This is a genomic window from Maribacter huludaoensis (assembly GCF_029350945.1).
Classification (GTDB): domain Bacteria; phylum Bacteroidota; class Bacteroidia; order Flavobacteriales; family Flavobacteriaceae; genus Maribacter; species Maribacter huludaoensis.
In genome coordinates this window covers 591,703-614,994 of sequence record NZ_JARKMS010000001.1, presented here as the reverse complement: position 1 = coordinate 614,994, position 23,292 = coordinate 591,703, and the positions used below count along the sequence as shown (strand labels likewise).

Sequence of the window (23,292 nt, the reverse complement as noted above, 5' to 3'; positions counted from 1 at the left end):
AACCGATATGAAACTTATACTTGTACTATCATCATTACTTCTTACCAATCTGGTATTTGGACAAATTAATTATTCTAGCGAAGATTCCGGCACTTTTCAAACCGGAAATATCGATTCGCCTTTTTTACGAGTTTCCACTTCAACTGGAAATAAAATTGAAGGAAGTATCTATTTAGACGAAAACTGGGGTCAGGCCATAATTACTGATAGCCAATCAAATAAAACAACTTCGATGGCTAAATTCAATGCTTACCATAGCGAGATAGAAATTTTAAAAGATGACCAAGTAAGTTCTTTAATACCTGTTGATGGTTTAAAAGTTTTTTTAAATAATAGACAATTTACCCCAATTTCAATTCAAGATAAACCAAAAACTATTTTCGCAGAAATTCTTGTAGATGGCAAAAATGAACTTTACAAAGTTTATGATATAAAAATTAACAAAGCGCCCTCCGATGCCAAATTACTAAGTATAGAAAGTACTGACAAAGTTGTAATTACAAGTACATTATATTACAATAAAGAAAATGAAATCATTAAGTATCCTACCTCTAAAAGAGATATTAAGGAAAACTTATCTGCCGAAACAATTAATGTTGCAAAGAACAATAACTTGTCTTTAAAAAAAGAAGAAGATATCATTAAATTATTTGAATACCTAAATTCACTTTAAGCTTCAAATAGTTTAAATTCATCTCTGTCGTTCAGAAAACGAAACTTATCTCTTATAGAATTTATTTCGTTTTTAATAATCTCAACGACAATTATTTCTTCTGTTTCCGAATTTGCAATTAGCTCACCTAAAGGTCCGTACACACTGGAGTGCCCTGGGTACTTATGCCCTACCTCATCTTCACCAATACGATTTACGCCTATACAATAGGCCATATTTTCAATAGCCCTAGCTTTTAATAATGTATCCCATGCATTTATTCTTGGTGTTGGCCAATTTGCCGTATACAACAATACATCAAAATTTTCTGTGTTTCTACTCCATACCGGAAAACGAAGATCATAGCATATTAACGGGCATATTAAAAATCCTTTATAACTAACTATCACTCTTTTTGTGCCCGCCGTATATTCCTTATCTTCTCCTGCCAGAGTGAATGTATGGCGCTTATCATAACTATCAAAATCTCCATTTGGTCTCACAAAAAAAAGCCTATTATAATAGTTGCCGCTTTCTTGAAACACAACACTTCCAATAATAGCACTATCTTTAGCAGCAGCAATTTCCTTCATCCAATCTAGCGTAATTAATCCTTCCTTTGGACCAATATTCTTAGGTGACATTGTAAAGCCGGTAGTAAACATTTCCGGCAAAACTATAATATCTACAGACTCACCGATCTTCTCAATCTTATCACTGAACATTTTTCTATTTGCCTCAGGATCTTCCCAATGCAATTTAGATTGAACCATTGCGATTTTTAAGCTATAATTTTTATCCTTAGTCATTTTTTTATTCCAACAAATCAATAAAAGCGCTTAAACCTTGGGTTTTAGCATGATCTAAAGCACTATTACCCCTATTGTCCTTAATGGTTTTATCCGCACCATTTGCCATTAACAGTTTTGCTATCTCTAAACGGTTAAATTGTGCTGCATAGATCAAGCAGGTAGCACCCATTGCATTACGCTCATTTAATTGTGCATTTTTATCTATCAACATTTTTGCTATATCGGTGAAACCTTTAAAACAAACGCCCATTAGCGCTGTGTTGCCAGAGGCATCTACAGCATCTATTTTAGCCCCTTTATCCAACAATAAGAGTGCTATTTCCTTTTCATCATAATAGGTAGCCAAAATCAAAGGTGTAGACCCTCTTGTATCTTTACTATTTACAAGTACAGGATTTTTCTCTAACATGGCCTTAACCTCATTAAAGCTACCTTCTCTTATTGCTTTAAAAAAAAACTCGTTCATAGTTTTTATATTTATAATTGTTCTCTTTCCTAAGATTTCAAACCAGCTTAAAATAGAGTGTTTTTTCTTACTTATAATTCCTTTTTTCTTACTTTATATGAAATGCGTACCTTTATATAAAATGTAAGATCTTTTGAAAACATTAGCCGTTGACTTTCTTTTAAAAGAGTCCCCCAATGCAATTGCTATCGTGGATACTAAGTTAAACTTTATTAACTACTCTAACGAGTGGCATGATAGATTTAGTTTAGGCAACACTGATTACGTCAATAAAAATTTATTTGAGAGCATAATTGAAACGCCTGATTTTTTCAAAAAAGCCATAAGCAATGGTATTAATGGGGAAGAACATATTAATACCGGACAAAAATTTATTCTACCGGATGGCACGTTACAATGGCTTAAGTGGAAAATTATACCTTCTAAAGTTGAAAATCAAGGTTTTGACGGAGCCATCATATTCTTAGATGATATTACTGAAGAACAAAAAGAAATAGAATTACTACATAAGGCCGAGGAAGTTGCCAGAATTGGATGTTGGGAACTTGATTTACTGAACAATACCGTATATTGGACAAAGACTACAAAGGAAATCCATGAAGTAGACCAAGACTTTGTTCCAAATTTAGAAGAGGGAATAAATTTTTATAAAGAGGGTGTTCATAGGGATAAAATATCATATTTAGTAAGTAACGCAATTGCAGAAGGCAAATCTTTTGACACCGAGCTTATAATTATTACCGCAAAAGGAAGAGAGGTCTGGGTCTGTGCCAAAGGCGAAGTTGAAATATTAAACGGCAAAGCGGTAAGACTTATTGGTACTTTTCAAGATATTGATGAGCGAAAAAAAATTGAGTTGGCCCATCAAGAAATTTCGGAGCGATTGAAAATGACCTCACAAACCGCACAAATTGGTACATGGAATTATAACTTAACCGAAAACAATTTAGATTGGGACGATGAAATGTATCGCATTTTCGATATAGAAAAGTTCAATTTTTCAGGAGCATTTGAAGCTTGGTCATCAACAATTCATACAGATGATTTAAAAAGGGTTTTAACAGCGACCGAAAATGCTATCAATGGTATAAAGGACTTTGATGAAGAGTACAGAATTATACATAAAAATGGAACTATAAGACATATTAAGGGTCTTTCAAAAACTATTAATGACATTAATGGCACCGCCGTTAAAATGACAGGGGCAAACTGGGACATTACAGAGCTGCGCAGCACTGAAATTAAGCTGGCGGAAAGCACCAAATCCTTTACCGAAACTTTTGAACATTCATCTATTGGGATGGCGCTTGTTAGCCCAGATCTTAATTGGCTAAAAGCAAACAAAAGCTTATGCAAAAGTTTAGGATATTCTGAAAATGAGTTATTAAAAATATCTTCCAATGATATTACCCATCCAGATGATTTACCGGGAAGCCGCTATTTTAAAAAGAAAGTAATTGAAGGTGATACAATAAACTTACAATTTCAAAAAAGATACTTTCATAAAAACGGCAACATTGTCCATGCCATAATAGGCGCAACACCTGTTAAAGATATAAATGGCAATATAAGCCATATCATTATCCAGTTTTTGGATATTACCGAAAGAATTGAGTCACAAAAAAAATTAGAGGCACTGGTAGATGTTACAAAGAGCCAAAACGAAAGCCTTACCAATTTTGCCCATATCGTTTCTCACAACCTTCGCTCGCACTCCACAAACATGGTTATGCTCACCAAATTTTTGAACAAAGAAAAAGATGATGAGGAACGCCAGAACATTCATAGAATGATTACCAGTGCTACCGAAAGCCTTTCTGAAACTATTGCACATTTAAACGATGTTGTTCAGATCAAAACCGGTACGCTAGAAAATCTACAAAGCATAAGTGTAATCAATACAATAAATCATATCACCAAAAGTATCAATGGTCTATTGGAAGACAAAGAGGCACAACTTAAAATTGACATTTGTAAAACACATTTTGTAAATGCAGTACCTGCATATCTGGAAAGTATCTTTTTAAATATTCTAACAAATGCACTGAAATATAGTTCTGAAAAACGAACACCTATAATTAAAATTACATCTCATATTGAAGAACAACTTATGGTAATTTCATTTACCGATAACGGACAAGGTATAGATTTGAAAAGGCATGGCGACAAAATTTTTGGCATGTACAAAACCTTTCATAAGCATAAAGATGCCAAAGGCATTGGTTTATTCATTACGAAGAACCAGATCGAATCAATGAGCGGGAGCATAAATATTGAAAGTAAAGTAGACAAAGGAACCAAAATCATCATTAAACTTAAACAGGGCTAATAAAAATTGAAAATGAAAAAAATTGAAATTTGTTGTATTATAGATGACGACCCAATTTTTGTATATGGCACCAAAAGAATTATAAAAGAAGTAAATTTTGCCAATTCTATTATTGTTTATAACAACGGTAAAGATGCCCTTGACGGACTCATGAAATTATGCATTGCCAACGAACCGTTGCCAGATGTAATCTTTTTGGACCTGAACATGCCTATCTTAAATGGCTGGGAATTTCTAGATGAGTTCAAAAACTGTAAAAGCCCACTATCAAAGAAGATTGTAATCTATATAATTAGTTCATCTGTAGACCCTAGGGATTTAGAAAGGGTCAAAAATTATGAACAAGTAGACACCTATATTTTAAAACCGATTACACCAGATGACCTTGGTAAAATATTAGGAGCTACGGTAGAAAGTTAATGAGAACAAGAAATTATTTAGCCTTTTAAAAAATGCTATTGTTAATAAAAAGGAGTGTAACTTATTTTTATTAAATATCATCACTTAATAATTTATATAATTTAGTCGATTATAATTGCCTACAGACTTAGTAATCTAAAATCTGACAAAGATTTACTTTTATAATAATTAAACATGAGCATATTTTCTAGCTGTTGTATAATTGATGATGATGAATTTTTTTCTATCAGTAGTAAAAACATTTTAAAAAATCATAATTTTAGTGATAATATCTTATACTACACGGGGGGACAAGAGGCTCTAGATGGTCTAATTGGTCTATTAGTTGAAAATATTAAATTACCTGATGTCATTTTTTTGGATTTAAACATGCCAAATAGAGACGGCTGGTCTTTTCTAGAAGAATTTAAAGACCTCCCTGAAGATAAGATAGGGCACATAAAAATCTATATTACCAGTTCCTTTATCAGTCCTAAATTCATGGAAAAAGCAAAAGACTACAAATTGGTAAAAGATTATATTGTAAAACCTTTGACAGAAAGCGCCGTAAAAAAAATCATAGATTCAAAGGAGCTAGCGTAATATCATCTTACACCCGGGTTAAAATCCAATGGTGCATTTTGTGGCATATTAACTGTTCCCGCACCACCGGTGTCATTATAAATAAACCATTCCGCTGAATTGAAAACAGCATTGTTAGCTTCTATTTCCATTTTTCTAACAGCTCTACCATCTTCAAATTCGTGGTTGGTATTACTACCATCTTCACCGATTACTCCAAAAATATCTACAACAGAATCAAAGGGATCCACTAACACAATAGTATCATCACCGTTAGAATCTGCTGGTGAATTGGTACCTACTGACACATTAGCATTAAAACCGTAAATATTATTAAATTCTTCTGCGTTAGGTGATATGATTAAAAATCCTTGACCTGGTATTTCATATTCAGACAAGTCTATACTAGAGCTGACTTCAACATTATCATTGGTGTAACGCTTTAAACTCCAACCTTTTAAAGACATATTTTCTTCTGCTGAATTGTAAAGCTCCACAAATCTTGCGCCTGCATTATTGTTGGGGTCGGCAATCTCAGTTATTAAAATTGAAGGAGACGTAAATTCATCTATATAATCTACACATCGTTGTTGTTCAAATTCAAGGTCTTTTAAGCTACGTATTATTAATTGGTACCTGTTGTTATCCTTAGTTAACAAACCAGTGGCACTACCCATTTTATCAGGTAGAATTTCTGATTGAAAATCGGCATAGCCGCTATTTAACATCAGCAATTCGTTATCAAAACAATCTACCAAGGTTCTAAATGTTTCTACTTCTTTAGTAGCAAAAGTTTCCCCAAGTTCTTCTAATTTTATTTCTACATTGTTCAGTACTATCAATGTATTAAGCATGCCATCGTTCAATTCTGAAATTACGGCTGTTGTAGGCTCTATTCCAAAATTGTCGTTACAAGAGATTAGAATATGGTCAAAAACAACATTTTTAGGCAACCTACCAACACTACGTTTCCCAAAGGAAGTAAATACACCACCAATCTTATATGTGCCATTAGATTCGCCTAAATACAATCCTTTCAATTTAATTACAATTTGCTGACCAACATCAAAGAACAAATGAGAATCCCTTAATTCTAATTCTATCTTCATTCCTTCTGACGGATTGCTTGACTCATCTTGAAAAAATATCGTATTAAAAAAATTACCCTCCTTATCAGAAGAGATTACATAACCTTTCAGGAACAGGTCTTCATAAATTTGTGCGGTCTCTCCATTGTACTTATTCTTTAAATCAGCTATCGAAATAAATGTACCATCAGCATCTAAACATTCTATTTCAGGTGTATCAAATTCTCTATTTTTTACACATGAGAAAAGCACTATGGCAATAGCCATAATCACAAAATATTTATTGACATTATTATTCATTTAAATTACTTGATTTTTAAAAACTAAAAGCAAAATTTAAAAAATAAGTTCTACCGAACCCATACCAATATTTTGGTGCAAAAGACGGGTTACCGCTTAAGTTATCTTGCTTTAATTGACCATAATTGCCGTTTCTACTTTGCTCGTAGCCACCTGTTCTAAAAGTGGTGTCAAAAAGATTGTTAATACTGGCAAATACACTTATGTATTTGCCATTCTTCAGCCATGATTTACCGCCAACCATATTTAATAAATAAAAATTATCAAGTGGCTTTTGTCTTAGAAGTTTCCGCACATTTTCATCTGTTGCATCAGGGAACCTTAATTGCGTTTCTGGATCAATAAAAAAACTTTGGGTTCTGGTTATTGTAGAAATATTAGCATAATTGTTTGCGAGATAGTTTGCAGAAGCACTTATCCACCAATATTTGGGATCTCTGTATTCCACACCTGCCGCAATTGCTTTTTGCGGACCTTGCGCCAATTTGTAACCCTTTACAGCAGATGGTCCTAAAAATTTAGAGCCCGATATATCTATCAAATCTTCGGTAGCGCCCGCAGTATCAAAATTAATAGTCACAAAAGGATTACTGGCATATTCATGTTTTGCCACTGAGGCAACTAATGATAGTTTAACCGCACTAGACAGTTGGTACTCTAAACCAAGTTCGGTACCCATCTGTAATTTGTCTAAATCGGTAATTACTTCTTGCACAAAATCTGAACCCACCCCAGAATCAACAAAAAAGAAATTTACATCGGTGGTATTTTGAAAACGAGTATAAAAACCGGTAAACCTACCGGTTAATTTTGGCATTCTAAAAAAATAATTGGCATCTACACTCGTAATAGTTTCATTTTGCATATTTGGGACGATAGCGTTATTTTCTCTAGGATTAATAAATACGTTTTGTAAAACAGGTGCTTTATTCATTATTGCGGCATGGGCAGAAACCCAATGCCTACCTGTTAAGGTATAAGCCGCTCCTGACTTCACTGACCAATTAGAAAACTTGACTTTTTCACTTTTTCCTATTGAATTATCAATATATCTTTCATTCTGAAATAACCCTTCTCTTTGATAAGAGACCATTTCATACTTGCCTGCTACAAATAACTTTATCTTATTATAATAGGTATTTAATTGAGCGAATAAATCCGTATTGTTGCCGTTTAGATTATACTGATAATTAAAAATTTGCCCCTCCAATTTATTTACTTCGTTAGAAACATCATTCAACGTTTCAGAAAACACGTCTATATCTTTATGATAATCGGCTCCCAAAAGATCATCTATACGAGCATAGTTATTAGAGTATAGTTGGCGATGCGTCAACCCCACATCAAAGTCTGAATGCTTGTTAAAGTTTATGTTTGCGGTTGCCCTAGCGGTTAATTGATTGTCTTTAGTAATATCGTCATATAGTACATATGCGGCTTCACCGTTTTGACTTATACTTGTATTTGCTTCATAAATAGTATTCCAATCAAATTGTGGCCACTTAAGAAAACCTTCTTCCGCCTGTATAGCACTTTCATAATTTGCCCCAATTGGACTATTTAAATAAAAACTGGGTAAATAACGGTAATATGTAGGGTCTGGATTTGGAGCATTGTAATATCCTAAACGACTTCTTTTATAAACACCTGTTTGATAACCGACACCAACATTTAATTGAAGATTTTCCGATTCACGAAGGTAGTTGATCAAGAACAGTGGTTCATTAATATGCCTTTCCCTAGAGTTTCTAATTTTCCCGTTCTGTATACCTGCATAAGGGTTATACCTGTTGCCCTGTATTTCTTGTACTTCCTCTGTAATTGCGGACGAGCGCCCTCTCCTGTTAGATGCTACTATTGCCGTAGCGGAAATTGTATTGTTTTCATTTAATAAGTATTCAATGGAACCATAGGCCGAATAGGAATCGTACAATGTGCCATCTATATACCCTTGCTTTGCCCAACGCCGAGAAGCAGAAATAATATAAGCCACTTTTTCATCTTTGACCCCAGAGTTATAAGTTGCCATAACTCTACCGTTGTAAGTTCTATTAGACATAGAAGAAGATAATCTTGTTCCAGGCCGTAATCCCGAAGGCCGTAAATCTATGTTAGTATTCCCTAAAATACCCCCAAAAGTAAAATCTGAAGCCTCTAAACCATTAGTATATTGTTGATTTCTTATTACATCGTTCAATCCTCCCCAGTTGTTCCATTGTGGCCTACCGTTTAGCATTTTATTCATGGGCAATCCATTTAGGTGAACTTCTCCATATTGAGAATCATATCCTCTTACCCTAAAAAACGCCTGACCAAAATCAAACGCCGCCCTGTTTAAAAAAATGTCTCTCGTAGATTGCAGTAACGCAAGCGCGTTAGAATTTACCTCTTCATCTAACAACTCTTCATCAGTGATATTGATAAGGTTGATGGATTTCTCTATGGTCATATCTCTATCTAAAAAGATACTACCAAGATCAATATTATTTTCACCTAGAAATATTGGTATTCTTTTAGTATTAAAATCAGCAGAAGAAATTTGTAATATAAATTCTCCTTTATATGCAGTAATAAGCTGAAACTCTCCTAAGTTATTTGTTGCCGTTTCTATAGAGCTCCTTTCTAATCTAATAGTTGCGTCTATAATTACCTCTTTTCCTATCTTATTTTTTACTTCTCCAGATATTGTTATGGTCCTTTGAGCATTTAAGAAACATATTTTTAGAAATAACAAGAAACAAAGTGTATGCTTAATCATTTTAAAACTTAATGCCTTAACATTGAGCCATTAAGATAGTATTTAAGAAATAATTAACGCGGAAATTCCGTATACTCGCTTATAATTAAGACAAAATACCCTTTAACATGCGATTACCATTTGTCCTCTTCCTACTTCTCCACATAAATTTATTAGCCCAAAATTCTGATACTTATCAAATTAGAACAGTAGCTTTTTACAATCTTGAGAATCTTTTTGACACTAAAAATGATTCTTTAATATACGATGACGATAGAACACCCGACGGAAAAGACAATTGGACAAAAGAACGCTATTTACAAAAAATAGAAAATATGTCCAGGATAATTTCTGAAATTGGTTCGACCGATAATAAAACAGCCCCGGACATTATTGGTGTTTGTGAAGTAGAAAACTTAAATGTACTGGAAGATTTAATACAACATACTAATTTAGCCACATACAACTACGGCATCATTCATTTTGACTCTCCCGATGAAAGAGGTATAGACGTTGCCTTACTTTATAAGAAAAGTGCCTTTGTGCCTGTTAATTTTAACAGCCATAGATTACTTCTGTTTAATCTTGATGGCAAACGAGATTACACAAGGGATCAACTAATTGTAGAGGGCTTATTGGATAATGAAAAAATATATTTTATGGTGAACCATTGGCCATCTAGAAGTGGTGGCGAAGCCAGAAGTAGGCCGTTTAGATTAGAAGCCGCCAAGTTAAACAAGCGAATAATAGATTCTGTTCAAAAGTTAGATACCTACGCTAAAATTATAAGCATGGGAGATTTTAACGATGATCCTATAGACCCCAGTTTTAAAAAAATACTACAAGTTAAGAAGCACTATAAAAATTTGGATTCTACAAATCTTTACGGACCAATGGAAAAGCTTTATAGAAAAGGAAGAGGTTCATTGGCTTATCGTGATAAGTGGAATTTATTCGACCAACTATATATGACATCATCTCTTACGGACAAGGCAATACAAGGTTATATTTACTGGAAAGTAGGTATTTTCACCCCAGAATATTTAATGGACCCCAAAGGAAAATATAAAGGCTACCCTTTAAGAACATATGCCGGAGGGAGTTATATTGGTGGTTATAGCGACCATTTTCCCGTATACCTTCACCTAATTAAAAAAGTCCAGAAACAATAAAGAACCTAACATAATTATGCTAGGTTCTTTATCGTATTAAAATTCCAAAATTCTAGTTAAACCATTGCCCCCATGGAATTCTACTTAATATAAGCAGTAAACCAATGGTGTAAAAAATAGCAATACTTTTAAATTTTTTATCTCCTTCAACAAATTTCTTATGTCTTGACCAACCTATGGTTATAGAGGCGATGGCTAAAATATTGATAAAAGGATGTTCAACTGCCAATAAACGTGCCGCAGAAGTTAAACCGCCCATACCAAATTCTTGTATTGCACTTAAACCACTAGGTGAAACAAAGTATAAAATTAATCCTACCAATAATTGAATATGGCACAAAATAAGTGCAAAAAGACTAAGTCTAAGGTCTTTTCCCATATTAAAAATTCGCTTTCCAACAAGTCCTGAGATAGCATTAATAACTGCTAAAATCAATACTGCCAAAACAATATAGGCAAGGTAGGAATGTAGCATGTGAATAGTTTCGTACATAGTTCTATTATTTAGGCTTTAAAAATACTGAATTTTGGTCATAAAAAAACCCTGACCATTAGATCAGGGTTTTTATTTATTAAGATTAATCTCTTAAAAATTGTAACGTGCACTTACGTTGAAAGTTCTTCCAAATCCAAAGAATACTTTATTGTCCGTAGAAATTCCTCTAAATACATCATCTCCTTGTTCCGCAAAAGTATTTGTTAATGATTCAGCTATATATTCTGTATCAAAAAGGTTGTTTACGTTAGCTGCGATACTTAGCTTATTATTTCCTCCAAAACCAAAAGTGTAATAAGCTCCTAAGTCAAAAAGAGTATAACTTGGTAAACGTAATGATCCTTGATTGTCAGCAGAATCAAAATCTTCAGCATTTAAGAATGCATATAATCTTGATGCGTTGTAAAGGTTACCGCTAATTTTCAAACCTTCCAATGGTCTTACTATCATTTCCAAGTTTGTAGTAAATTGTGCAGCATCACCAACTTTTACACCATCTAAGAATAAGGTTACATCTGGATCGATAACATTTCTGTCATCATCAAGAGCTTGACCAGTTGCATTACCAGCATACTCCCAATCACCTAAAGATATCATACCTCTAAACTGTACAATCTCTGATGCACGATAATCCGCTTCAATTTCAATACCTTGATGAATTTGCTCAACACCGTTGATATTTGCACTACCTTCATCACCTGTTGGTGTTTCAATACCTATACGAACAAATCTATCTTTCCAAGATGTTCTATACAAATTTAATTTAGCTCTAAAGTCTCCTAAATTAAGACCGTAACCCATTTCTAAACCTAGTATTTTCTCATTTGCTAAATCTGGGTTCAATTCATTGACAAAGTTTAAATATACTGCATCAAAAAGTGGTTGTTTTGAATAATAGCCTGCATTAAAGAAAACGTTATTTGCTTCGCTCAAGTTAAAGTTAGCACCACCTTTAATATTACCTCCTAAAATATTTTCCCAGTCAGTTTCTTGTAAAGGATCAGAATCTAAATAATTGAAATAATCAATTCTTTTAAACCCTTGATTTGAAATACCACCTTGCACAAAGGCGGAAACAACACCGTCAGTATATTCCACTTGACCAAATGCACCGGCCCATCTAACTAGACCATCATTGTAGTAATCAATTTTTTCTTCGTCGTCTATACTTTTAAATACATTCACTATTGAACTAAAATCAGAATCTATTGTATCTTCTGCACGTATAACATGATTAGGATTGTTAATATCATCATCGTCAAAATAGCCATCTGCACCAAGCAAATTATCCATTCTTCTATAATGTATACCCTTATAGCTTCTTAAATCCAATCCTACGTCGTAGTTCCATTTTTCGTTTATTTGAGTATTCAAATTAGCAATTACGCCAAACCAGTTATGTGAATTAATCGATGCTCTTCTTGCAAGACCATCGCCAAAACTTGTAGTAATATACTCTCCATCGGCATTAGCAGACAATTGGTAATCGTTACCATCATAAAAAGTAACTGCCTCACCACCATTAAAACGTGAAATTAAATCATAATCAACTTGACCTGTTGCAGGTATTCTATATCTACTAGAACTAGCAAAACCAAAACTTGGACCAGCACCAATATCACCTGTTCCACCTCCACGACCAAAGGAAGCATAGGCAGAAGTAGACAATGTAGATTTTTCAGAAGCTTTCCATTCCCATGTCAATGAAGTTATTGGTTTATGGTAAAAATTTCTTCTCCATCCAAATTCCTCACCGTTTAGCGTACCACCATTATAGTTATATCTAGCTCCATACTCTAAATGATCTTCCAATGTTGCCACATTGAAGAAACTTGATGTTCTTTGGTTGTGTACCTGAGGAGCACCAGTTAACACAAACTGGAAATTATGCTTCTCATTTGGCTCATATCCTAAACCAACAAAATAATTATACCCTTCAAACTCTGTTCCTTGAATATAACCATCACCAGCAGTTCTACCAAATAGGAAAGAGGCTGCAAAGCCTTTATCAGATTTACCAGTATTATAAGCAACCGATGTTTTCAAATAACCATCGTTACCTCCACCAAGAATAACAGTACCTCCTTGTTCCTTTTCAGTAGATTTTGTAATAACATTAATAGTACCACCTACAGAAGAGATTGCCAATTTTGAAGATCCTAAACCTCTTTGTACTTGCATTGCAGTGGTAACATCACCTAAACCTGCCCAGTTACTCCAATAAACTATACCGTTCTCCATATCATTGACCGGTATTCCATTAACCATAACTGCAGTATTTCTAGAATCAAAACCTCTAACATTAACTCTTCCATCACCAAAACCACCACCTGTTTTGGTAGCGTAAATAGAAGGAGTAGATTTTAAAATCTCAGGTAATTCTTGAGAACCTAATTTTTCCTGAATTTCAGCAGCTCTAATAGTTGATACAGCCACCGGAGTTTCTCTATCCTTTGCAATATCCAAAATTCCAGTTACAACAACACCTTCTAACTCTTCCGCATTAGACTCCAATACAATAGAACCTACACTACCTGTTGAAGTGAAAGTAATTTGTTTTGAATTAAACCCAATGTAAGAAATCACTAAAGTTCCGGATTCAGAACTTGCATTAATTGTAAAATTTCCATCAAAATCAGTTGATGTTCCATTAGTAGTACCTTTTACCATTACTGTAGCACCTGGCAACGGAGTATTAGTATCGCCATCTAATACAGTACCAGAAATTGGTCCTTGTGAAAAAGCAGTCACGGTCATTAAAAATGCCGCTAACGCAAAATACATTTTTTTCATTTTCTTCGAGTATTTGTTAGTTTTTAACTTGCTGCAAAAGTCCTTTATTTTTACACCTTCAACGTTAAGAGAACGTTAAATCAGCAATTCAAAAATACCCAAAAACTTTACACAAATTACTTGAAAATGAAATAGTTATCGTTTTTAAAGAATCTTTATCGTATTAAAAATTATTTCTTAAAATATTGCAAAAGTCGCAATGTAGAACTATCGTGATCAGAAATATCCGAATTCTTAATATCGTTAAGTATAGTCCCTGCCAGCTGTTTACCTAGTTCTACACCCCATTGATCATAACTAAAGATGTTCCAAACAATACCCTGTACAAATATTTTATGCTCATACAACGCAATCAATGAACCAAGGCTTTTAGGCGTTAGCTTATCGATTAGAATTGTATTTGTAGGCTTGTTACCGGTAAATACCTTAAACGGTGCAAGCTTGTTTATTTCTGCTTCCGATAAATCTTTTTCTTTTAATTCTTTAACAACTTCTTCTTTGGTTTTACCGTTCATCAAAGCTTCGGTCTGGGCAAAATAATTTGCCATCAACTTATCATGATGATCTTTATCTCCATGTAAAGAATGTTTGAAACCTATGAAATCTGTCGGTATTAATTTCGTTCCTTGGTGTATTAATTGAAAAAAGGCATGCTGAGAATTTGTACCTGGTTCTCCCCAAATAATAGTCCCTGTTTCATAACCAACGGTATTACCAGCTCTATCCACGCTCTTACCATTACTCTCCATAATACCTTGCTGCAAATAAGCAGAAAATCTACTTAAATACTGTGCGTAAGGAATGATAGCTTCTGTTTCGGCTTCATAAAAATTATTATACCAAACACTGACCAATGCCATAATTACAGGAATATTCTCGGAAAAATCAGTTTCCTTAAAATGTATGTCGGTTTCATTTGCTCCTTTCAATAAAGCATCAAAGTTTTCATAACCGACCGCCAAGGCAATTGTTAAACCTACTGCGCTCCACAGTGAAAATCTTCCACCTACCCAATCCCACATAGGGAATACGTTTGCAGCATCAATGCCGAATTCTGCTATTTTTTCACTGTTAGTTGATACTGCGGCAAAATGCTTTGCAATATCCTCCTGTGTTCCATGCTTTAAAAACCACTTCTTGATCGTAGTGGCATTACTAAGTGTTTCTTGTGTTGTGAAGGTTTTAGAAACTACTACGAACAATGTAGTCTCAGGATTTAAAGTCTTTAGTATTTCATGCACATGATCACCGTCTACATTACTAACAAAATGGATAGACAAATGATTTTTATAAAACTTTAATGCCTCGGTCACCATTGCAGGACCCAAATCTGAACCTCCAATACCTATATTTACTACATCTGTAAAAGCTTTACCTGTATATCCTTTTAAATCTCCGTTAATTACCCTATCTGTAAATTCCTTTATATGTTCTTTTACCTCATAAACTTCTGGCATTACATTTTTACCGTCTACCAGAACAACATCATCTTTCTTAGCACGTAATGCGGTATGTAGTACCGCCCTACCTTCTGTCTCATTAATCAATCCACCACCAAAATAATCTTTGATCGCACCTTTTAAATTCACCTCATCAGCTAGCTTGAACAACAGTTGCATTGTCTCTTCAGAGATTCTGTTCTTAGAATAATCGAACAAGAAATCATTCCACTGTAGCGTAAACTTTTCGGCTCTTTTTGTATCCGACGAAAATAAACTTCTAAGATGCTCGCCCTTAGTTTCTTCGTAATGTGCCGTTAACTTATTCCAAATTTCGGTTTGCTGTGGGTTTATTTTATCTAGTGCCATTTTATTGATTAAGTGTTATTAGATCGTTGTCTTCTTCAATTAAGACTTTAGGATATATTATACAGTCTAACTGTTCTTTATATGTTGCTATGTATGCAAAATATTCTTCTTTTAATGAATCGTGCAATGGTTCTGCCTGTGGCAATTCTTCTTTTAAAGGATCAACCTGCCTGCCATTTTTCCAAAAACGATAGCACACATGAGGACCTCCCGTATTGCCGGTCATACCGATCCAACCAATAACATCTCCTTGACGTACAAAATCTCCTTTTTTTACATTTTGGGCCTTCATATGCAAATACTGCGTAGAATAGGTTCCATTATGTCTAATCTTAACATATTTACCGTTGCCACCTCTTCTGGTAGACTCTACCACGGTACCATCGGCCGTTGCCATAATTGGTGTTCCAATAGGTGCCGCGTAATCCGTACCCTTGTGCGGGCGTAATTTATAACCGTAATATTTTATTCTTCGTTTAAGATTGTACCTAGAAGATAACCTACCGTACTCTACAGGCATTCTTAAAAAAGTTCTTCTTAGATTATTTGCATTTTCATCAAAATAATCGACCAAACTTCTTAACGAATCATTTTCGTAGGCAAAGGCATAAATTGGTTTGCCGTTATGCTCAAAAAATGCAGCTTCGATCGGTTCGGCACCTGCATATACCGTATCATTTATAAACTTCTCATTATAGATGATCTTGAACTTATCATTTTTTTGTAATCTTGAAAAATCTATTGTCCACGCATAAACATTTGCCAGGTTGTGCGTAACATTATAATCAACCCCTTGTTCCAATATTGCTTCAGACAAACTAGATTCTATAACCCCCGAAACTTCTCGTTGAACAAACTTAACCTTGTTTTTATCCCTGTAGACTTTTACACTATCCCGCAAATCTATTACGGTATAGTTTATTGGATCGTTCTCGTAAATAAACACCTGAGCTTGCGCAGTAGTATCTTTAGATTGTAAAATAGCATATGGCTTGCCCACGCGTATTTTACGTACATCAAAACTATCCTTAAAATTTTCCGAAACAGCTAAAACTTTTGGATAATCTACTTTATTATCCTGCATTAATTCACCAAAACTATCCCCGTACCTTACAGTATCTAACTTTACGTTAAATTCATCTAAATTGAAACCAAATCTCTCATTGACTTCAGGTGCCTCTATAACCTTGAAATCTTGAGCTATATCCTTCTTCTCACTACCGGCGTCCTTGCATGATGCAATTACTGTCAATGCCAATAATACCCCCCAATACTTCTGCATTATTCTACTCTTGATTTATCTGGATTCAACATATGGTCTACCCACTGTTTACCCCAATTATTTAATTCCTGTTCTGTATACAATTCTGGAAAGAATACAATTTTTTGAAAACTAGGCGGCAGGTATTCTTTCCAATTGGTACCACCTGTTGCCTCTATATCACCGGTTTCTTTTCTTAAGTATCTATGAGCCGAACCCATGTGCATCAATTGCCAATTTATATTAGCATTTACATCTAAAGTCTTCAACGCATCCACTAGTGCAGAATCCTCTCTCTGCTCTTTGGGTAAACTTAAGTATTTATGATATATTGTAGCGTTCTCTACCTGTTTTGCTATTCTTATAAGCCTAGGCGTATAACGGTACTCAAACTGTTTCAATGTCAATGTTTTTTCGCCCGTTTCTTTATCTGTAGCACCCTTTTTCCAATAAATGTGTTCGTATAACTCTTCGATCGTAGATTCTGATGAGAATTGAGCCCTTTCCGATACATGAACCAAATTTTCTAAGGGCGTGGCATACAGCTCGATCATCCTAAACTGTGCAGACTGAAAACCACTAGCAGGCAACAATGCCATACGGTATTGCAAAAACTGCTCTCGCTCCATACCTTTGATCATTACACTAAATGAAGATATTAGAACTTTATAGTAACTATTTATTCTTCTGACCTTTTCTATAAAAAAATCTAAATTGTCACTTTTATCATCTACCAATTGCTTTTGCTCGTGCAAAATCAATTTAAAGTATAATTCGGTAATTTGATGATACATGATGAATATTTCTTCATCAGGAAAATGAGTTCTTGGTACTTGTAGACTTAATAGGGTGTCTAAATGTATATAATCCCAATAGGTAAGATAACGCTGGTGCAATAGACCATCTAAATAAGAGCTAAGATCTTGCCCTGAATCTTTATATTTTTCTTCTAGTTTAGATATTTGGGATTTGATCTTCTCTCTATCTTCCATTTAGGGTCTAATCCATTATAATTTTAAACTGATGTTTAAGACCATTATACCCATCAATATCTGCTTTTATAGCACCTACGGCTAAATCTGCTTTAATTCTAATTGGAATTCGATTGTCATCGTTCGAAACCCATAATGATAAACTTTCTTGCTCTTTAAATACACGCCCCGATTGTACCAAAGGCCTAAATTTTAAGCATTCTACTTTACCATATTTTGTATTTAAAACCTCTAAACCTAAATACTTAAGTTTAAAATTGAAAATACCGTCATCGTCATAAAGCATTTTCAGGGTAATTGCTTTTCCTACTTCAAGGTCTTCTGTTTTATAGTTGTTCCTCAAATAATAAAAAGCGGATATTAGATCCTGTATATTGTTCTCTAATGTAAAATTAAGCTTTTTCTTGTTTTTCTTATCATTAAGTTCTGCATTAGATGCATTATGGTCAAAGTTTATCTCTACATCTTTTTTATAACCCCCTTCGTTAATTTTACGAACAAACTTATATGGCTTACCATCTTGCTTGTCAAAATAACTTTCATAGGTATCATCTACTTTAAAAAACCAACTGGCCACACCGGTAGTTTCACCATGACCCACTACATGGTAGACAGACTTATTGTTTAAAATGGTAGAATTAACTTGCAGTGTAGCATAGCTTGCATTTAAAAAACCGTAATGCATTCTAAACTTCAACCATTCTCCTGTCTTAAAAGCTGACTTAGTATTTTGACCTTGTACACCAAAATATGTTAAGGACAGGGCAAGTAAAAAATATTTTTTCATAGTCAGTAGTTTATTGTAAAAATAGCAATAGATAGTTCTCTATAACTTTCATTACAATATCTTAAACAAAATTTATTCCAAAGTATTGTTGTATAAAAAAAGCCCAGTTTAAAAACTGGGCTTTTCCTAAATAACCAACCAAACTTTAAATTATGAAAAACCACTACTTAAAGTTGTAAGGGAACCACCCCTTAGCTGGTGTAAATTTAAGGCACATTATTATACCAACAGTACGGTTTAACTTACTTTAATGATAACCTTAACAGTTATTCACACTTGAATTCGATATTTGGGAAACTATTAAGAAAATCTATATCCCAATACTTTTTTCCCACTCGCTTTGCACATAAAAATCAGAACCAATAACCTATGCTTACAAAGAATTGTGATTTATCTATTTCTGGTGTCCAGGAATACATAAGGTTTATAGGTCCCAAAAATGATTCTAGGCCGTAACCTATTCCATACCCAGAATATGACGGCGCCTTAAACCAATCTCCCGTTCTAAAAAGATCATCATCTACATTGGCAAAATTTGCACTAAAAAGCATGTGGTTCTTTTCCGCAAATTCATAATCTAATCTACCGTAAGCTTTAACAAAACTGTTACCCGGCAAACTTATAAAGTCATAGCCCACGAAGGGTATAAAATTATTTATAAAATCTGTACCATAACCGCCCAAAAGAAAATCAAAGCTGGTAACGCCGGATGTACCCAACTTAAAACCTCCTTCCGTTTCTATATTAATGGACAAATTTTTGATTAGGGGCATTGCCATACCCATACGAGCTTTTGATATAGAAAAATCCTTGAAATTGTTGTTAAAATCCGATGATAGAACGTAATAGTGCATATCACCATTAAAATACAACCCTCTAGAGGGAAAATATTTGTCATCATAAGTATCCAACTTCAACGATCCAAAGGCACTTACATAATTACTCCTGTCAAAATATGTTCTACCATTGCTGGAGGTTGTACCAGGGGTAGTAACATTGGGCGTATCACCAAACGTTCTGGTACTATATTGTAAGTGTTTAAATTCTCCGCCAAGTGTAAAAGCAAATTCTTCTTTAACTACTGTTTGTACGTATAACTGATGGGTAAAATCAGATACGTTTAAATTTATTCTATTCAATGCCGTACCCGCACCTACTTCAAAATTACCCTCAATTAAATCAAAATCAATTTCCTGTTCAAAATCATTGAACCTTGAGTTAATTCCAAAACTCCAATACGTTCCTTTATCCAAATAATATTCAAAGTTATACCTTATATTATCACCTAAAATAAAATCAAAAGAGGCCACATCATCTTTTGACAATATCCTCTTCTTGGTAATATTGATTAACGCGGCACTCTTATACAAATCATCAAAATGAGCACCTAAACGTAAAAACGAGGTATTTTCGGTTTCATCTAACGGAAGAATTAAATCTTCACCACCGTTCATATTATCCAACAATTTGTATTTGATCGTTCTAAAATTGCCCGTTGCGGACAGATTACTGATTCCCTGCTGAAGCCTTTTAAAGTTTGTAGGCTCATCAAGACTAAATCGCAATTTACCTTTTACATAACCCCTGGTATGATCGGTATTTCCTTCTATTAACAACCTATTAATGGTCAACTGCTCATTTTCTTGTATTACCGAAATTGAATTTTTATCTTTTTTATATCCCGTTGTAAGTTGCTTGAGTTCTTGTATTTTTAATTTTGCGGCATCTTCACCTGTTTTAACAATTTCCCCCAATCTATTAAAATCTATTACCGAGTATTCCTCAATGTTCGGTTTAATATAAATATCTGTCTTGGCAGACTTCACTTCCATATCGGCCACCGTTCTATAATTATTGATCTGCAACAAAATTTCAGTTGCAGACAACAAGGCATCTCGATCGGACAGATCGTGTTGAACATCTACACCAATTATAATATCAGCTCCCATTGCCCTGACTTCATCTATAGGATAATTGTTGACCACACCACCATCTATCAACACTCTATCATTTATGACAGTAGGCTCAAAAAGCGAAGGCAGTGTTCCGCTGGCCAAAATAGCTTCCGGTAAATAGCCCGAATTTAAAATTACTTGTTTACCTGTTTCAATATCGGTAGCTATACAAACAAAAGGAGTAGGTAGCTTATTAAAATCATCTATATCCTTTACATGATACAATAACCTTACAAATTCATTGTAAATGTTTTGACCTCCCGATATAGCTGGCGGCACCGTTACTTTAAAATTTTTGAACGGTAGTGTTAGTGCATAACGTTCAGAATCGTCCTTTTCATAAAAGGTTTTAGCACTTCTAGGTAAATTATCTTGAATTAACGAACCAATATTGGTTGCTTTAAAGATAGAATCCAACTCGTTTGCAGAATACCCAGCAGCATACATTGCACCTACAATTGCACCCATACTAGAACCACCAATGTAGTCAATTTCAACACCGGCTTCTTCAATGATCTTCAATGCGCCAATATGTGCCATACCTTTTGCACCGCCACCACTTAGTACCAACCCAACTTTAGGCTTAATCTTTTCCTCATGATCTTGAGCAACCAAAGTACCGATACCTAAAAAAAGTACCGACAACACCAATGGCATTATACCCAATCTATTTTTTACGAAAAGATTCATATATTTTTTTTGCTTTGGACGCTCCTACCTCTAAACTTAAACTTTCAACGGAAGCTTCTTTTATGCGTTTTACCGATTTGAATTTTTTTAATAACTGCTGCGCTGTCTTTTCACCTACACCGTCTATACCTTCCAATTCAGAATTAATAGCCCCCTTGCTTCTTTTATTTCTATGAAACGTTATACCAAATCTATGGGCTTCATTTCGTAAATACTGAATTATTTTAAGACTTTCAGATTTCTTATCCAGATATAAAGGTATAGGGTCTTCAGGAAAATATATCTCCTCTAACCTTTTAGCTATACCCACTATAGCAATTTTACCTCTTAAACCTAAAAGGTCCAAACTCTTTAAAGCCGATGATAATTGGCCCTTACCCCCATCAATAACAACTAATTGCGGTAATGGCCGTAGTTCTTCTTGTAGTCTTTTATACCTACGATACACCACTTCTTCCATTGAAGCAAAATCATCCGGACCGGTAACCGTCTTTATATTATAATGTCTGTACTCTTTTTTTGAAGGTTTACCGTCCTTAAAAACAACACATGCCGCTACAGGATTGCTACCTTGAATATTACTATTATCAAAACATTCAATATGTCTAGGTTCAGCCGATAAACGAAGATCTTTTTTCATTTGGGCCATTATTCTATTGGTATGACGATCGGGATCAATAATCTTAATCTGATTAAAACGCTCCTGCCTAAAGAATTTGGCATTTCGCTCAGACAAATCAAGAATTCGTTTCTTATCCCCCAACTTGGGCACTGTTACTTTTAACCCTGGTGACACGGCTATATCAAAGGGTACATAAAGTTCTTTTGAATCTGATTTAAACCTTTCCCTAATCTCTACAATAGCCAGCTCAAGCAAATCTTCATCTTTCTCTTCAAGTTTCTTCTTGATTTCCATTGTATGGGACCTTATTATAGACCCATGTGCCAATTGAAGAAAATTAACATATGCAAAAGAATTATCCGAGATTATACTGAACACATCTACATTACTGATCTTAGGATTTACAATGGTAGATTTTACCTGGTAGTTCTCTAAAACATCAATTTTATCCTTTACCTTTTGCGCTTCTTCAAATTTCATTTCTTCTGCCAGAGCTTTCATCTGGCTTTTAAAATAGGCTATTGACGACTTAAAATTACCTTTTACAATTTCCCGAATGTCTTCTATTTGACGATCATATTCCGATATTGACTGATGCCCTTCACATGGTCCTTTACAGTTACCCAAATGATATTCTAGGCATACCTTAAATTTACCTGCATTGATTTTCTCGGCAGATAGATCATAATTGCATGTTCTTAACGGATAAACACTTTTAATCAAATCCAATAAAACCCGAACCGTTTTCATACTGGTGTACGGTCCAAAATATTCAGATCCATCTTTAATTACCCTTCTTGTTGGAAATAACCTTGGAAATCTTTCGTTTTTAAGACATAACCAAGGATAAGATTTGTCATCTTTCAACAAAACGTTATATCTGGGCCTTAACTCCTTGATCAAATTATTTTCCAATAAAAGAGCATCAGATTCCGTTGGCACGACTATGTGCTTTATGGAACGAATCTTCTTTACCAGAACCCTAGTTTTACCATACTCGTGGTTCTTGGTAAAGTATGAGGAAACACGCTTTTTTAAATTTTTTGCCTTACCTACATATAATATACCGTCACTGCTATCATAGAATTGGTAAACTCCCGGACTATTAGGTAATGCACTTAACTGTATTTTTATAGGAATCTCTGTCATAATTCAATACTACTAAATTAGTGTTTATATGCCATTTTAGATTGTACCTCAAAGTTATTTTGTTAGCACAAAACACTTTTTAACCGTTTATCAATTCGATATTTTAGACACCCTTATATTTTGATATAAATAATTTTACTATTCTTAATTTATGGCATTCATAATCCAATAAAAATTACATATATTTAAAACTTTGATTTTC

Annotated in this window: 17 protein-coding genes; 5 read left to right on the top strand and 12 right to left on the bottom strand. The window is 34.2% G+C overall.

Features of this window, described 5'->3' with window-relative positions:
- Positions 1-7: 7 nt before the first annotated feature.
- On the top strand, positions 8-673 hold the full coding sequence (locus PXC01_RS02675) for a hypothetical protein (RefSeq protein WP_276470832.1): 666 nt from the start codon (positions 8-10) through the stop codon (positions 671-673).
- On the opposite strand, the gene PXC01_RS02670 is transcribed toward PXC01_RS02675, so the two are convergent.
- Both PXC01_RS02670 and PXC01_RS02665 read right to left on the bottom strand, forming a co-directional pair.
- A complete protein-coding gene (locus PXC01_RS02670) occupies positions 670-1,461 on the bottom strand; it encodes an amidohydrolase (protein WP_276470831.1) in 792 nt (263 codons plus the stop codon). The genes PXC01_RS02675 and PXC01_RS02670 overlap by 4 nt on opposite strands.
- A gap of 4 nt (positions 1,462-1,465) precedes the next feature.
- On the bottom strand, positions 1,466-1,930 hold the full coding sequence (locus PXC01_RS02665; protein WP_276470830.1) for an ankyrin repeat domain-containing protein: 465 nt from the start codon (positions 1,928-1,930) through the stop codon (positions 1,466-1,468).
- Positions 1,931-2,063: 133 nt separating this feature from the next.
- Between PXC01_RS02665 and PXC01_RS02660 the strand changes: the two genes are divergently transcribed.
- The 3 genes from PXC01_RS02660 (at position 2,064) to PXC01_RS02650 (ending at position 5,261) form a co-directional block, all read left to right on the top strand.
- Complete coding sequence (locus PXC01_RS02660) at positions 2,064-4,259, top strand: PAS domain-containing sensor histidine kinase (protein ID WP_276470829.1); 2,196 nt, start codon at positions 2,064-2,066, stop codon at positions 4,257-4,259.
- 12 nt (positions 4,260-4,271) lie between these two features.
- A complete protein-coding gene (locus PXC01_RS02655) occupies positions 4,272-4,679 on the top strand; it encodes a response regulator (protein WP_276470828.1) in 408 nt (135 codons plus the stop codon).
- 174 nt (positions 4,680-4,853) lie between these two features.
- Positions 4,854-5,261: a response regulator gene (locus PXC01_RS02650; protein WP_276470827.1), complete on the top strand. Its 408-nt coding sequence runs from the start codon at positions 4,854-4,856 to the stop codon at positions 5,259-5,261.
- Between the two features lie 2 nt (positions 5,262-5,263).
- Here PXC01_RS02650 and PXC01_RS02645 read toward each other — a convergent pair whose 3' ends face one another.
- Together PXC01_RS02645 and PXC01_RS02640 are read right to left on the bottom strand one after the other, a co-directional pair.
- Positions 5,264-6,628 carry a DUF5689 domain-containing protein gene (locus PXC01_RS02645; protein WP_276470826.1) on the bottom strand — a complete coding sequence of 455 codons (1,365 nt, stop codon included), beginning with the start codon at positions 6,626-6,628 and terminating at the stop codon, positions 5,264-5,266.
- A gap of 16 nt (positions 6,629-6,644) precedes the next feature.
- Positions 6,645-9,386, bottom strand: coding sequence for a carboxypeptidase-like regulatory domain-containing protein (locus tag PXC01_RS02640; RefSeq protein ID WP_276470825.1), 2,742 nt, complete (start codon positions 9,384-9,386; stop codon positions 6,645-6,647).
- A gap of 107 nt (positions 9,387-9,493) precedes the next feature.
- Between PXC01_RS02640 and PXC01_RS02635 the strand changes: the two genes are divergently transcribed.
- Positions 9,494-10,537: an endonuclease/exonuclease/phosphatase family protein gene (locus tag PXC01_RS02635; protein WP_276470824.1), complete on the top strand. Its 1,044-nt coding sequence runs from the start codon at positions 9,494-9,496 to the stop codon at positions 10,535-10,537.
- A gap of 52 nt (positions 10,538-10,589) precedes the next feature.
- Here PXC01_RS02635 and PXC01_RS02630 read toward each other — a convergent pair whose 3' ends face one another.
- The 8 genes from PXC01_RS02630 to uvrC form a co-directional block, all read right to left on the bottom strand.
- Positions 10,590-11,030 (bottom strand): hypothetical protein, encoded by a 441-nt coding sequence (locus PXC01_RS02630; RefSeq protein WP_276470823.1) that lies wholly within the window; start codon positions 11,028-11,030, stop codon positions 10,590-10,592.
- Between the two features lie 93 nt (positions 11,031-11,123).
- Entirely contained in the window at positions 11,124-13,826 is a 2,703-nt protein-coding gene (locus PXC01_RS02625; RefSeq protein WP_276470822.1) for a TonB-dependent receptor, read from the bottom strand.
- A gap of 170 nt (positions 13,827-13,996) precedes the next feature.
- On the bottom strand, positions 13,997-15,634 hold the full coding sequence (gene pgi / locus PXC01_RS02620; RefSeq protein ID WP_276470821.1) for a glucose-6-phosphate isomerase: 1,638 nt from the start codon (positions 15,632-15,634) through the stop codon (positions 13,997-13,999).
- 1 nt (position 15,635) lies between these two features.
- Positions 15,636-16,916: a peptidoglycan DD-metalloendopeptidase family protein gene (locus PXC01_RS02615; RefSeq protein WP_276470820.1), complete on the bottom strand. Its 1,281-nt coding sequence runs from the start codon at positions 16,914-16,916 to the stop codon at positions 15,636-15,638.
- A complete protein-coding gene (locus PXC01_RS02610) occupies positions 16,916-17,887 on the bottom strand; it encodes a tryptophan 2,3-dioxygenase family protein (RefSeq protein WP_276470819.1) in 972 nt (323 codons plus the stop codon). The genes PXC01_RS02615 and PXC01_RS02610 overlap by 1 nt, the downstream gene beginning before the upstream one ends.
- A 7-nt stretch (positions 17,888-17,894) precedes the next feature.
- On the bottom strand, positions 17,895-18,674 hold the full coding sequence (locus PXC01_RS02605; RefSeq protein WP_276470818.1) for a DUF3108 domain-containing protein: 780 nt from the start codon (positions 18,672-18,674) through the stop codon (positions 17,895-17,897).
- Between the two features lie 353 nt (positions 18,675-19,027).
- Positions 19,028-21,319, bottom strand: coding sequence for a patatin-like phospholipase family protein (locus tag PXC01_RS02600; RefSeq protein WP_276470817.1), 2,292 nt, complete (start codon positions 21,317-21,319; stop codon positions 19,028-19,030).
- On the bottom strand, positions 21,297-23,090 hold the full coding sequence (uvrC, locus tag PXC01_RS02595) for an excinuclease ABC subunit UvrC (protein WP_276470816.1): 1,794 nt from the start codon (positions 23,088-23,090) through the stop codon (positions 21,297-21,299). Before uvrC ends, PXC01_RS02600 begins: the two co-directional genes overlap by 23 nt.
- Positions 23,091-23,292 lie beyond the last annotated feature (202 nt).

Bases quoted from the DNA above. Each gene is read 5' to 3' on its own strand.
- PXC01_RS02675 (WP_276470832.1), top strand. From the start codon at position 8: ATGAAACTTATACTTGTACTATCATCATTACTTCTTACCAATCTGGTA.
- PXC01_RS02670 (WP_276470831.1), bottom strand. From the start codon at position 1,461: ATGACTAAGGATAAAAATTATAGCTTAAAAATCGCAATGGTTCAATCT.
- PXC01_RS02665 (WP_276470830.1), bottom strand. From the start codon at position 1,930: ATGAACGAGTTTTTTTTTAAAGCAATAAGAGAAGGTAGCTTTAATGAG.
- PXC01_RS02655 (WP_276470828.1), top strand. From the start codon at position 4,272: ATGAAAAAAATTGAAATTTGTTGTATTATAGATGACGACCCAATTTTT.
- PXC01_RS02650 (WP_276470827.1), top strand. From the start codon at position 4,854: ATGAGCATATTTTCTAGCTGTTGTATAATTGATGATGATGAATTTTTT.
- PXC01_RS02645 (WP_276470826.1), bottom strand. From the start codon at position 6,628: ATGAATAATAATGTCAATAAATATTTTGTGATTATGGCTATTGCCATA.
- PXC01_RS02640 (WP_276470825.1), bottom strand. From the start codon at position 9,386: ATGATTAAGCATACACTTTGTTTCTTGTTATTTCTAAAAATATGTTTC.
- PXC01_RS02635 (WP_276470824.1), top strand. From the start codon at position 9,494: ATGCGATTACCATTTGTCCTCTTCCTACTTCTCCACATAAATTTATTA.
- PXC01_RS02630 (WP_276470823.1), bottom strand. From the start codon at position 11,030: ATGTACGAAACTATTCACATGCTACATTCCTACCTTGCCTATATTGTT.
- PXC01_RS02625 (WP_276470822.1), bottom strand. From the start codon at position 13,826: ATGAAAAAAATGTATTTTGCGTTAGCGGCATTTTTAATGACCGTGACT.
- pgi (WP_276470821.1), bottom strand. From the start codon at position 15,634: ATGGCACTAGATAAAATAAACCCACAGCAAACCGAAATTTGGAATAAG.
- PXC01_RS02615 (WP_276470820.1), bottom strand. From the start codon at position 16,916: ATGCAGAAGTATTGGGGGGTATTATTGGCATTGACAGTAATTGCATCA.
- PXC01_RS02610 (WP_276470819.1), bottom strand. From the start codon at position 17,887: ATGGAAGATAGAGAGAAGATCAAATCCCAAATATCTAAACTAGAAGAA.
- PXC01_RS02605 (WP_276470818.1), bottom strand. From the start codon at position 18,674: ATGAAAAAATATTTTTTACTTGCCCTGTCCTTAACATATTTTGGTGTA.
- PXC01_RS02600 (WP_276470817.1), bottom strand. From the start codon at position 21,319: ATGAATCTTTTCGTAAAAAATAGATTGGGTATAATGCCATTGGTGTTG.
- uvrC (WP_276470816.1), bottom strand. From the start codon at position 23,090: ATGACAGAGATTCCTATAAAAATACAGTTAAGTGCATTACCTAATAGT.